Here is a 12099-nt window from a genome sequence, read left to right as displayed (position 1 = left end):
CATTCAGTCCGGCGGATAGCCGGACCGGCGATTGTATGCCATGGGGCAGGCGCAGCAAAATGCGGACGAAAAAAATCCCCGCAGCAAGGGCGGGGATTTCATTGAGGCGTAATTTACACCAGCAAGGCGGCCGCCAAGGATTCGATCTCTTCGGCCGATTCCTCGAGTATCGTGTGCAGGGTGCTGCCGCCAATCCCGAAGTCGATCTTCGCGGCCGCCAGGCGCCGCTCGGCGCTTTCCGGCGGGTGCAGGGGTGAGCCGACGGGCGACAGATCGTTGGCCAGCACCAGGGTCGCGCCCAAGGTGCGGGGCGGGAACGGGCTGCCGCCATGCCACATGCCTTCCACGGCCTGCAAGACCATGTCGGGCACTTGCAGCTGGCGCAACACGCCGCGGCCGATCAGTTTTTCGCCGTATTCGATCCAGTCTTCCGTGTTGTCGTCGAGCAAGCCCGGATATTCCTCGGCGCGCGACAGCAGATAAAAGCCGCCCACTTCGTGCACGATGGCCGCGAACATGGCCGTCTCCACGTCCACATGCGTGACTTTCCGCGCGATGACCTGGCTCAATGCCGCCACGTGGGCCGTGTGCTCCCACAGCTTGCCCCCCTTGGCGCGCAATTGCGGGTCCGTGATCTGGCTGCCCAGCTGGCGCACGATAACGGACGCCACCATCGATTTCAAGGTGGCAAAGCCCAGGCGCGAGACGGCTGCGCGCACATTGGCGATTTCATTGCCGGAACGGTTGTAGGCGGCCGAGTTGGCCAAGGCCACGACCCGCGCCGACAGCAGCGGCTCGGCCATGACCATGCGGGCGGCCGCCTCGATATGGCAATCGGGGTCGTCCAGCGCTTCCTGCAGCTTCAAGGTGGCCTTGACGTTGGCGGGGAACGTCAGCTCGCCCTTGCTCGCTTGCAGCGCGATAATCTTGAATACTTCCAATCTGTCCATGGGTCGATCTCCGGTACGGGCCTATGCAGGCTCTGCTATGTGGATGGGCCGGGAATGCGCATGTATCCCCGGCCTTGTTCCCGTTCCCGGCAATATTACAGCAAGTTCAAACTCAAACCTATTACTTTCCGGAAACTTTCCCTGCCACGCCTTCGACAAAATAATCCATCTTCGTCAGCGCCGCATCGTCCAGCACGCCTTTCTCCAGGCGCACCTTGCCATCGTTATCCTTGATCGGCGCACTGAAAGGATTGAGCTTGCCAGCAACCAAGTCTTTCTCGCGCGCCAATACAAACTGTTTCACATCGGCGGGCACGGCGGCATTGATGCCTTCCAGCTTGACCATGCCATCCTTGATGCCGCCCCAGGTGCTGCTGGATTTCCACGTACCGTCCAGCACGGCCTGCGCCTGCCTCGTATAGTACTCGCCCCAATGGTGGGTGACGGCGGCCAGCTGCGCCTTCGGCCCGTACTTTTTCATGTCCGAGTGATAAGCGATCGCATACTTGCCCTTTTCTTCCGCCGCCTGCACCACGGCGGTCGAGTCCGTGTGGTGGGTGACCACGTCCGCGCCCTGGCCGATCAGGGTGATGGCCGCGTCGCGTTCCTTGCCCGGATCGAACCAGCTATTTACCCACACCACTTTCACTTCCGCCTTCGGGTCGACGCTGCGCATGCCGCGCGTGAAGGCGTTGACGCCCTGCAACACTTCCGGAATGGGAAACGCCGCCACATAACCGGCCACATGCGTCTTGCTCATCTTGCCTGCCAACACGCCAGCCAGGTAGCGGCCTTCGTAGAAACGGGCGTTGGTGTTGGCCACGTTCGGCGCCGTCTTGTAGCCAGTCAGGTGGATGAACTTCACATTAGGAAATTGCTTCGCCACTTTCAAGGTGGGATTCATGTAACCGAACGAAGTCGTGATGACCAGCTTGCTGCCCGTTTGCGCCAGGTCGCGGATCACGCGTTCCGCATCGGCGCTCTCCGGCACGTTTTCCACAAACTTGGTGGTGATCTTGTTGCCCAGCGCCTTTTCCATTTCCTTGCGCGCCTGGTCATGCTGGGTGGTCCAGCCCGCGTCGCCGATGGGGCTGATGTACACGAAGCCGACGTTCAGCGGCGCTGTCGCGGGCGCGGCGGCCATGGCAGGCATCAGAATGGCACTGCAAACGGCGGCGCACAGTAATTTCTTGGACATGGTTTTCCTTGTGGTGAGTGATTAATTTCCGGGATTGAAATTTTTCCCCAGCGAAGCGGGCATGTTGAGCTTGATGTAATTGGCATTGCTGGAAATGAGCACGAGCACGACGATGGCCGCCACATACGGCAGCATCGACAACAGCTGCGAGGCGATGGGCACGCCCAGCGCCTGCGCATGGAAGGTCAGAATGGTGATGCCGCCAAACAGGTAGGCGCCGCCCACCACGCGCGCGGGGCGCCAGGTGGCAAACGTGGTCAGCGCCAGCGCGATCCATCCGCGCCCCGCCACCATGCCCTCGACCCACAGTGGCGTGTACACGAGCGACAAAAAGGCGCCGGCCAGGCCGCAGCAGGCGCCGCCGAACAACACGGCCGCCAGGCGGATGCGGCGCACGGGGTAGCCGAGCGCATGCGCGGACGCTGGCGACTCGCCCACGGCGCGCAGCACGAGTCCCGCCCGCGTGCGGTACAGGAACCAGGCGATGGCCAGGCACAGCAAGAGCGACAGATACACCATCGGATGCTGGCGGAACAGGGCCGGCCCCAGCACGGGAATGTCTTCCAGGAAGGGAATGCCGAACCTGCCGTTGTGCAAACTGTTGCCCACATACTTCAGGCCGATGTACGTGGACGCGCCCGCGCCGAACAGCGACAAGGCCAGGCCCGTCGCATACTGGTTCGTGCCCAGCCACACGGTCAGCCAGGCAAAGAAGCCGGACAGCAGCATGCTGGCGCCCGCCCCCGCCAGGAAGCCCAGCGTGGGGCTGCCCGTGTTGACGGCCACGGCAAAGCCCGTGATGGCCGACACCAGCATCATGCCTTCCGCGCCCAGGTTCACCACGCCCGCCTTTTCATTCACCAATAAACCGAGGGCGGCCAGCATCAGCGGCGTGCCCGCGTTGATGCTGGCGGCGATCAAGGGCGCTATCGTCAGGGCCAGGTTATCCATGTTTTCTCCAGCGCAATTTGTATTGGATCAGCACGTCGCAAGCGAGCAAGGCGAACAGCAAGATGCCCTGGAACACCCCCGTGATGGCGCTGGGCAAGCCGAGGCGCGATTGCGCCAGTTCGCCGCCGATATAGAACAGGGCCATGACGAAGCTGGAAAAAATCACGCCCACGGGATGCAGCCGCCCCACGAAGGCGACGATGATGGCGGCAAAGCCGTAGCCGGGCGAGACCGTGGGCGTGAGCTGCCCCATCGGCCCCAGCACTTCGCAGGCACCCGCCAGGCCGGACAGGGCGCCGCAGATCAGCAGCGACGACCATAAAGTCTTGCGCGAAGAAAAGCCCGCGTACCGCGCGGCGGCCGGCGCCATGCCGCCCACGCGCAGGCGGAAGCCGGCGATGCTCCTGGATAAATACAGCCAGCCGCCCAGCGCGGCCAGCAGGGCGAAGATAATGCCCACATGCAAGCGCGTGTCGCTGATCACCATCGGCAACAGCAAACCGTCGGACAGCAGTTTCGACTGAGGGAAGTTGAAGCCTTCCGGGTCGCGCAGCACGCCATACACGAGATAGCTGAGCAGCAATTGCGCGATGTAGACCAGCATCAGCGAGACGAGGATTTCGCTGGCGTTGTAGCGGTCGCGCAGCCACGCCACCAGGCCCGCCCACGCCATGCCGCCCGCCATGCCGGCCAGCAGGGACACGCCGATGACGGTCGCGCCGCCCACGCCGTCATCGAGGTACAGGGCCGCCGCGCCGCCGCAGATGGCGCCCAGGGTCAGCTGGCCTTCCGCGCCGATGTTATAGATGTTGGCGCGAAAGCAGATGGCCAGGCCGACGGCGATCAACAGCAGGGGCGCCACCTTGATGCCCAGCTCGGACCAGCCGTGCGCGTCGCGCAAGGGTTCGACGAAGAAGACGGCCAGTCCGGCCAGCGGATCGTGTCCCAGCGCAACAAATAGCAGCGCGCCGCACAGCACGGTGAGCAAGACTGCCAGCACGGGCGACAGCCACGACATCAGCCGCGACGGGGTTGGCCGGGCTTCCAGGCGCAAGGCAAACTTAGCCATGGGCGACCTCCTGCGGCCACAGCCCGCTCATCCATTGCCCCACCTGGGCCACGCTGGCCTCGCCCACCTCGAGCGATGGTGAAATTTTTCCTTTCGCCATCACCAGCAAACGGTCGCTGATTTCGAACAATTCATCGAGTTCTTCCGAGACGATCAGCAGCGCGCAACCGGCGTCGCGCAGCGCCAGCAATTCGGCGCGGATTTGCGCGGCCGCGCCCACGTCCACGCCCCAGGTCGGCTGCGCCACCACCAGCACGGTGGGCTCGCGCATGACTTCGCGTCCGACTATGTATTTCTGCAAATTGCCTCCAGACAAGCTGCGCGCCAGCGCCTGCGGCCCGCCCGCCTTCACCTGGAAGCGGGCGATGATGGCGGCCGCCCGCTGCGCGATGACGTGATGACGCACGAAGCCGTGGCGGATGGTGGCGGGGGTCTGCAAGCTCAACAGCACGTTGTCGGCCAGCCCCATGTCGGGCACGGCGCCGCGTCCCAGCCGCTCCTCCGGCACGAAGCCGAAGCCCAGCGCGCGCCGGCGTCCCGGCGGCAAGCGTCCCGCCGGCGTGCCGTTCAGCACGATGCTGGCGGGGGCCGCGCGCATGTCCTCGCCCGACAGCGCGGCCAGCAATTCCTGCTGGCCATTGCCGGACACGCCCGCGATGCCGACGATCTCGCCCGCCCGCACGTCGAAATTGATATCGATCAATTGCGTGGCAAACGGGTGGCTCTTCGGCAAGTCCAGCTGCCGCACGCTCAGCATGACGGCACCGGGCGTGCGCGCCACGCGCGTGACGGCGGGCGGCTCGGCGCCGATCATCATGCGCGACAGGCTGGCCGCCGATTCCTCGGTGGGGTCGCACACGCCCGCGTTCTTGCCGGCGCGCACCACCGTGCACGTGTGGCACAGGGCGCGGATTTCGTCGAGCTTGTGGCTGATGTACAGGATGCTGCAGCCTTCGGCCGCCAGCTGGCGCAAGGTCATAAACAGTTTCTCCACGGCGCCCGGCGTCAGCACGGACGTCGGTTCATCGAGGATCAACAGTTGCGGCTTGGCCAGCAGGGCGCGCACGATTTCCACGCGCTGGCATTCGCCTACCGACAAGGTGTGCACGTGACGCTGCGGCTCCAGGTCCAGGCCGTACTGGCGCGCCGTCGCCTCGATGCGCTGCGCCAGTTCCGTCATGTTGGTGCCGGCGGGCAAACCGAGGGCGATGTTTTCCGTCACGGTGAGCGTGTCGAACAGGGAAAAGTGCTGGAACACCATGGCGATGCCCAGCGCGCGCGCGGCCGACGGGTTGGCGATCTCGACCTCGCGGCCATTCCACAGGATCCGGCCGCCATCGGGCTGCACGGCGCCGTAGATGATTTTCATTAAGGTCGATTTGCCGGCACCGTTTTCGCCGAGCACGGCGTGAATTTGTCCGGGCGCCACGGTGAGGTGGATGCCGTCATTCGCCACCACGGACGGATAGCGCTTGCTGATGTCGTGTAATTCCAGACGTGCCGTCATTGTTTTTTTCGTGCCTCGTTACAAGTTGTCCGTCTATCGATCGGGGCGGCATCAAGCCATCGCGATAGCTATCGTATCGGCATCCGCGGATGCTTGGGGGCTGGCATTTGGCAGTCCATTTCTATTTCTGCAAAAAAACAACACCTGTATACAATTTTGAAAAAAATTAGCTGCTTTGCAGCCCCCGCCTTGCCCCACAGGGGCTGGAAAATGCGATGATTATATGCAAGAAATGATAGTAAGTATGTAAATACTGCATATTGTCTGATGCCGCGCCTCTCGCATCATGGATTGAACGGCGCGCATTCTGCGGCAACGCAGCGCATCATGCGCGCTACGCGCCCCGCCATCCCTTGTATCCGTTTTCCAACACCGCCATCAGGAGCCGAAAGTGCCAAAAATCTTACCGTGTCTGTTGCCTTGCCTGTGCCTTGCCACGACCCTGGGCCTGGGAGCGACCGCCCAGGCTGCCGAATGGAGCGATACCTCGCTCAGCTGGCGCGCCGGCAATGACTACCGCGAGCCGTTCAATCCCGATGACATCAAGAAAAACATCTTTGCCATCACGCATGCCAGCGGCTACAAATACGGCAGCAACTTCGTCAACCTGGACTTCCTGATCTCCGACAGCAAGGACCCCGGTGCGCTGGGCAAGACGTCCGGCGCGCAAGAGGCGTATCTGGTGTACCGCAACACCATCGACATCGGCAAGGTGCGCGGCAGCGACATCAAGTTCGGCCCCGTGCGCGGCGTCGGCGTCACCCTGGGCTTTGACGTCAACACGAAAAATGATGTCGGCTACAACTCGCGCAAGCGCATGCTGGTGGCCGGCCCCACGCTGATGTGGGACGTGCCCGGCTTCTTCAACACCAGCCTGCTGTTGCTACGTGAAAGCAACGCCCCCAGCGGCGCCTTCCCGCCCATCTCGCAAGTGACGGGCCGCTACACGTATAAAACGCACGCCATGCTGACGGGCGCCTGGGGCATTCCGCTGTCGCCGCTGTTCTCGTTCGAAGGTTTCTTTAACCTCATCGACTCGAAAGGCAACGATGAAGTGGGGCGCAAGACGGCCGTGGAAACGAATATCGACATGCAAGTGATGTACGACGTGGGCGCGGCCCTGGGCAGCGCGAAGAACACCTTCCGCGTGGGCATCGAGTACCAGTACTGGAAAAACAAGTTCGGCAACTCGCCCGCCACCACGGGCAATGTGGGCCAGACGGCGAAGACGCCGATGATACGCGCGGAGTACCATTTCTAAGAATCATTGTCACGCATCAACACACACGGTCGCGCCTGATGCCAGCATGAAGCTTTCCTGCTGGCGGAGAGCGCGACCGTGGAACAACTATTGCCATATTACGAGCGCGAGCTGGGCCTGTTCCGCCAGTACACGCGCGAGTTTTCCAGCCGCTATCCGAAAGCGGCCGGGCGCCTGCTGATCGCCGGCGACACCTGCGAAGATCCGCATGTCGAACGCCTGATCCAGTCCGTCGCCCTGCTCACGGCCAGGGTCGCCAAGCGCCTTGACGACGCCTATCCGCAATTCACCCAGTCCCTGCTCGACACCCTGTACCCGCACTATCTGCGGCCGTTTCCTTCGTGCTCCATCGTGCGCATCGCCGCCGACGAAGCGCACGGTGGCGGCCAACTGGCCCAGCTTGCGCATGTTCCGCGCGGCACCGTGCTGCGCTCGCAACCGGTGCAAGGCGTGGCCTGCAAGTTCACCAGCGCGTATGACGTGACCCTGGCGCCGCTGGCCATTTCGCGCCTGCACTTTTCAGCGATCATCGACGCGCCGCCCGGCCTGCGCCTGCCCGACGGCGCCAGCGCCTTGCTCAGCATTCAATTCACCAGCAGCAGCGACAACTATCATCTCGATCAGCCGGGTTTTGCCAGCCTGCGCCTGTTTGCCGATGGCGAACCATCCGTGCGCGCGGCCCTGCTCGACGCCCTGTTCCTGCGCGGCGCGGGCGCGTACGTGGCGCTGGACGAACACAGCCCGTGGCTGGCCGTCGACGGCATTCCGCTGGCGCCGGCCGGCTATGCCCAAGACGATGCGCTGATCCCCATTTCCGCCCGTTCGCACCCGGCCCTGCGCCTGCTGACCGAGTATTTCGCCTTTCCGGAAAAATTCCATTTCATCGATATCGCCTGGTCCCTGCTGTCGGCCTTGCTGCCGAAGCAATGCCGCCAGTTCACCTTGCACCTGCCGCTCAAGGGCGTGCGCAGCGACAGCCACGAGGCGCGACTCTTGTCCGGCGTCAGCCCCGATAATCTTTTGCTCGGCTGCACGCCCGTCGTCAACCTGTTTGCCAAGTCCGGCGTGCCGATCCGCCTCACGCATACCGAGCCCGACTACGCCCTGCTGGCCGATGCCACGCATGCGTTTGCCTACGACATCCACAGCATCGAGGCCGTCACCGTGGTGCGCAAGGAGCAGGCCGGCGAGCGCCTGAGCACCTTTTTGCCGCTGTATGCCTCGCTGCAAGGTGCCCAGGCAGAGCAGGGACAGTATTGGCTGGCGCGCCGCGACGAAACCGTGGCGGCCATCAGTCCCGGCCATGAAATGCGCCTGAGCCTGATCGACCCGCAGTTTTCACCAGACAACGCGGCCTGCGCCACCGTCTCGACGCAGCTGCTGTGCAGCAACCGCGACTTGCCCACGCAATTGCATTACGGCTTGCCCGGCGGCGACCTGCTGGCCGAAGACGTGCCCGACGGCATCCCCGCGCGCTTCCTGCGCAAGCCCACGCCCAGCATGCGCTTCCTGGCGGACACGCACTGGCGCCTGATTGCCCACCTGTCGCTCAATTACTCGGGCCTGACGCAGGCGGACCTGGGCGAATTCCAGAAAATGCTCAGCCTGTACGACCTGCCCCGCTCGCCCACCACGCAGCGCCTGATCCAGGGCATCGTCACGCTCGAACACGGCAGCACGCGCGCATGGATGCCGACCGTGCCGTTCCCTACCCTGATGCCCGGCATCGCCATCCGCCTGGGCATCGACGAGCAAGCCTTCGTCGGCAGCAGCATGTATATTTTTGCCCAGGTGCTGCAGCGCTATTTCGCCCTGAACAGCCAGCTCAACTGCTTTAGCCAACTGACGCTGCGGTCCCAGCGCAGCGGCGAGGAAATCCTGCGATGCCCGGAACGCAGCGCCGACGCCACGCCAGCGTGATCCAGCAATTGCTCGACGCGCCACAGCGCTTCGAGTGCTTTCAGGCGCTGCGCCTGCTGCTGGCGTGGCTGGCCGAACACGGCATCGATGAGCACACGGCGCTGGCAAAGATCATGCGCTTCGACAACAGCGTCTCGCTGCGCTTTCCCGCCAGCCAGGTCGAGGCGCTCACGACAGGCGGCATCGCCGATGCCGATGCCCTGCTGCAAGCGCTGCTGTCGGGTCATTTACCACATATCCACCTCACGCCCGCCTTCATGGGCCTGCTGGGCTGCCAAGGCAGCTTGCCCAGCCACTATTCGGAGCGCATCGCCGCGCACCAGCATAGCGAGCGCGACACCAGCGCGCGCGCTTTTCTCGACCTGTTTTCCAGCCGCGCCGTGACCCAGTTTTACCAGGCCTGGCAAAAATACCGCATCGAGCAGGCCGGCCACAGCGGCGCCTTCCTGTCGCGCCTGCTGGACCTGGCCGCGTGCCAGCCGGGCCAGGGCCAGGGTCTGGACCAGTACCAGGCGGCGATCGGCCTGTACAGCGGCTTGCTGCAGCAGCGCAACATCTCGTCCATCGTCATGGCGCGCATCCTCGGCGACCACTTCGGCGTGCCCTGCCACATCGACGAGGCGACGGGCGCCATGGACGCGCTGGCGCCGCGCGAACAAACGGCGCTGGGCATGGCCAATGCCGTGCTGGGCCAGCGCGCCACCGTCGGCGAGCGCTGCCGCCGCCCCGACCTGGCCGTACGCCTGCGCCTCGGCCCCCTCACAGCAGAGCAGCACGCCAGCTTTTTGCCGCGCGCCCCGGCCAGCGAGCAGCTGCGGCACATGCTGATGCTGTTCGGCCAGCCGCTCGTGCGCTACCAGATCGTGCTGGTGCTGCGCGCCAGCGAGGTACGGGGATTGGCATTGACGGCCACCGGGCAAGCTGGCCTCGGCTGCAACAGTTTCCTCGGCGACGCGGCATCACCGTGCCACCGCGACGACATGCATTACGAAATGCAATTGATGCCATCACTCAAAGATTGAAGCTTGCGGCCGCGCAAAACGCCTGTGTTCGCTATTGCTACAGTCGGTCAACGATTCCTACCGTGAAGCGATGCGCGATGAGCCTGTTCCCCGATACGACGGCGGCATGGATGGCATTAACGGGCGACATGCAGGGCCAGCGCCTGCTACGCCTGCACTTTCCGCATGGCGACGGCCCTGTCAACGTCCAGTTCCTGGCCAACAGCCTGGCCGCCAGCGAAAGCCTGTCGCGCGACTTTTCCCATGTGGTGGAAGTGCTGTCCGACGACGCCTCCATCGCGCTCGACAAGGTGATGGGCAAGATGGTGACCATCGAACTGGTGCGCGAAGACGGTACCTTGCGCTACTTCAACGGCTATGTATTCGAGTTCCGCTTCCTGCGCACAGACGGCGGCTTCGCCTTTTATCAAATGGTGCTGGAGCCATGGCTGGCGCATCTGCACTTGCGGCAAAACAATGTCGCCTTCCACGGCTTGACGGTGGCGGCGCTGACGGACAAGGTCTTCGATGCCTACCTGATGCGCGACTACAAGCTGGCCGCCAGCGGCCTGGATCCCGCCATCACCTACACGTGCCAGCACAACGAGAGCGACCACAACCTGTTGCACCGCCACTGGGAGCAACTGGGCTGGCACTACCGCTACGAACACCGCATTGATGGCCACACCTTGTGGCTGGACGACGACAGCACCACCGGCAAGCCCATCGATGGAGAATCGAACGCCATGCCCTTCCAGCACCAGGCCGGTTCCCTGGAAGACGATGGCGTGCATCAATGGAGCACGGGGCGGCGCATGGCCCCGGCCCAGATGACGGTCGCCAGCTTCAACTTCAAGAATCCGCGCAGCGCCCGCGCCAGCCGCGACTCGCTGAACCGGCAAGGCGCCGTGCCGTCGCTGGAAGTATATGAAAACACGGGCAGCTACGGTTTTAAAAACATCGACGATGGCGAATCCCTGGCCCAGCGCCGCATGGAAGAGGTTGATGCCCAGGGCCAGCTGTTCGAGGCGCAGGGCAATGACCGCACGGCGCAGCCGGGACGCTGGTTCACGCTGGACGGACATTTCGACAGCGCAGCCAGCGAATACCTGATCCTGTCCGTGCACCACTACGCCAGCAACAACTATCAGCAAGGGCACGGCGCCACCTCGCACTACAGCAACACATTTACCTGCATCGCCCGTGACATCCCCTGGCGCCCCGGCCGCAATTTTCATAGCCGCGAACCGAAGATCTACGGCGTGCAGACGGCCACCGTGGTCGGGCCGCCCGGCGAGGAAATCCATACGGACGGTTACGGAAGAGTCAAAGTGCAATTCCACTGGGACCGACTCGGTACCTTCGACGACAAGAGTTCGCCGTGGATACGCGTGATATCGAACTGGGCCGGCCCGAATTTCGGCCACATCAGCCTGCCCCGGGTGGGCATGGAAGTGGCCGTGCAATTTCTCGACGGTAACGTCGCCATGCCCCTCATCATCGGCTGCGTCTACAACGCGCGCAATATGCCGCCATGGGAGCTACCGGCCAACAAGACGCAAAGCGGCATGCTGAGCCGTTCCTCAAAAAAAGGTTCCGCTGCGCACGCCAACGCCTTGCGTTTCGAGGACCGCAAGGATGCCGAGGAGCTGTGGCTGCATGCGGAAAAGGACCAGCGCATCGAAGTCGAGCATGACGAGTCGCACTGGGTCGGCAACGACCGGCGCAAAACCATCGACCGCGATGAAACCGTGCACGTCAGGCGCGACCGCACGGAAACGGTGGACCACGATGAAGACATCACCGTGCACAACAACCGCCGTGAGCGCGTCGATCACGACGAACACATCGACATCGGCGACAACCGCCGCGAACACGTGGGCGGCAACGAGCAGGTGCAGATCGACGGCCACCGTTCGGAACGGGTGACCCTGGCCAAGGACGAAACGATCGGCCTGGCCAAGGTGCTGACCATCGGCGCCGCCTACCAGACCACCGTCATCGGTGCCATGAACACCACCGTGGTGCTGGCGCAGGCCGAGCAAGTCGGCCTGACGAAAAGCGTCATCGTCGGCGCCGACAGCACGCTCACGGCCACCGATTCGCACACGATGACGGTGGGCACGTCCAGCATCACCATCACGCCGGGGCGCATTGAACTGGTTGCCGATGAAATCATCATTCGCGGCAGATCGAAGGTGCAGATCCACGGCGACGACATCGACAACAACCCGGGCTGACG

At 63.7% G+C, this 12099-nt stretch carries 9 protein-coding genes; 4 read left to right on the top strand and 5 right to left on the bottom strand.

The window, feature by feature from the left end:
* Positions 1-113 precede the first annotated feature (113 nt).
* The 5 genes from K0F86_RS04370 to K0F86_RS04350 form a co-directional block, all read right to left on the bottom strand.
* Positions 114-950: an HDOD domain-containing protein gene (locus K0F86_RS04370; RefSeq protein WP_219133136.1), complete on the bottom strand. Its 837-nt coding sequence runs from the start codon at positions 948-950 to the stop codon at positions 114-116.
* A gap of 121 nt (positions 951-1071) precedes the next feature.
* Entirely contained in the window at positions 1072-2148 is a 1077-nt protein-coding gene (locus tag K0F86_RS04365; protein ID WP_219133135.1) for a BMP family ABC transporter substrate-binding protein, read from the bottom strand.
* Between the two features lie 21 nt (positions 2149-2169).
* A complete protein-coding gene (locus tag K0F86_RS04360) occupies positions 2170-3099 on the bottom strand; it encodes an ABC transporter permease (RefSeq protein WP_219133133.1) in 930 nt (309 codons plus the stop codon).
* Positions 3092-4168, bottom strand: a complete 1077-nt coding sequence (locus K0F86_RS04355) for an ABC transporter permease (RefSeq protein WP_219133131.1) — start codon at positions 4166-4168, stop codon at positions 3092-3094. The genes K0F86_RS04360 and K0F86_RS04355 overlap by 8 nt, the downstream gene beginning before the upstream one ends.
* The gene (locus tag K0F86_RS04350; RefSeq protein ID WP_219133129.1) at positions 4161-5675 is read right to left on the bottom strand and encodes an ABC transporter ATP-binding protein; all 1515 of its coding nucleotides are present in this window, start codon (positions 5673-5675) and stop codon (positions 4161-4163) included. Before K0F86_RS04350 ends, K0F86_RS04355 begins: the two co-directional genes overlap by 8 nt.
* A gap of 448 nt (positions 5676-6123) precedes the next feature.
* Here K0F86_RS04350 and K0F86_RS04345 point away from each other — a divergent pair, with 448 nt between their 5' ends.
* The 4 genes from K0F86_RS04345 to K0F86_RS04330 all read left to right on the top strand — a co-directional run bounded on the left by K0F86_RS04345 (position 6124) and on the right by K0F86_RS04330 (position 12097).
* The gene (locus K0F86_RS04345) at positions 6124-6936 is read left to right on the top strand and encodes an outer envelope protein (RefSeq protein WP_219133472.1); all 813 of its coding nucleotides are present in this window, start codon (positions 6124-6126) and stop codon (positions 6934-6936) included.
* Between the two features lie 78 nt (positions 6937-7014).
* The gene (gene tssF, locus K0F86_RS04340) at positions 7015-8856 is read left to right on the top strand and encodes a type VI secretion system baseplate subunit TssF (RefSeq protein WP_219133128.1); all 1842 of its coding nucleotides are present in this window, start codon (positions 7015-7017) and stop codon (positions 8854-8856) included.
* Entirely contained in the window at positions 8820-9878 is a 1059-nt protein-coding gene (gene tssG / locus K0F86_RS04335) for a type VI secretion system baseplate subunit TssG (RefSeq protein WP_219133126.1), read from the top strand. The genes tssF and tssG overlap by 37 nt, the downstream gene beginning before the upstream one ends.
* Before the next feature lie 77 nt (positions 9879-9955).
* Entirely contained in the window at positions 9956-12097 is a 2142-nt protein-coding gene (locus K0F86_RS04330; RefSeq protein WP_219133124.1) for a type VI secretion system Vgr family protein, read from the top strand.
* The last annotated feature ends 2 nt before the right edge of the window (positions 12098-12099 follow it).

Origin of the sequence: Janthinobacterium sp. UMAB-60, assembly GCF_900095235.1 — a bacterium.
GTDB lineage: Bacteria > Pseudomonadota > Gammaproteobacteria > Burkholderiales > Burkholderiaceae_D > Janthinobacterium.
This window is presented reverse-complemented; position numbering and strand designations above follow the sequence as displayed.

Excerpts from the sequence above, each read along its gene's own strand:
- K0F86_RS04365 (WP_219133135.1), bottom strand. The coding sequence starts at position 2,148 with ATGTCCAAGAAATTACTGTGCGCCGCCGTTTGCAGTGCCATTCTGATG.
- K0F86_RS04330 (WP_219133124.1), top strand. The coding sequence starts at position 9,956 with ATGAGCCTGTTCCCCGATACGACGGCGGCATGGATGGCATTAACGGGC.
- K0F86_RS04355 (WP_219133131.1), bottom strand. The coding sequence starts at position 4,168 with ATGGCTAAGTTTGCCTTGCGCCTGGAAGCCCGGCCAACCCCGTCGCGG.
- tssG (WP_219133126.1), top strand. The coding sequence starts at position 8,820 with ATGCCCGGAACGCAGCGCCGACGCCACGCCAGCGTGATCCAGCAATTG.
- K0F86_RS04360 (WP_219133133.1), bottom strand. The coding sequence starts at position 3,099 with ATGGATAACCTGGCCCTGACGATAGCGCCCTTGATCGCCGCCAGCATC.
- K0F86_RS04370 (WP_219133136.1), bottom strand. The coding sequence starts at position 950 with ATGGACAGATTGGAAGTATTCAAGATTATCGCGCTGCAAGCGAGCAAG.
- K0F86_RS04350 (WP_219133129.1), bottom strand. The coding sequence starts at position 5,675 with ATGACGGCACGTCTGGAATTACACGACATCAGCAAGCGCTATCCGTCC.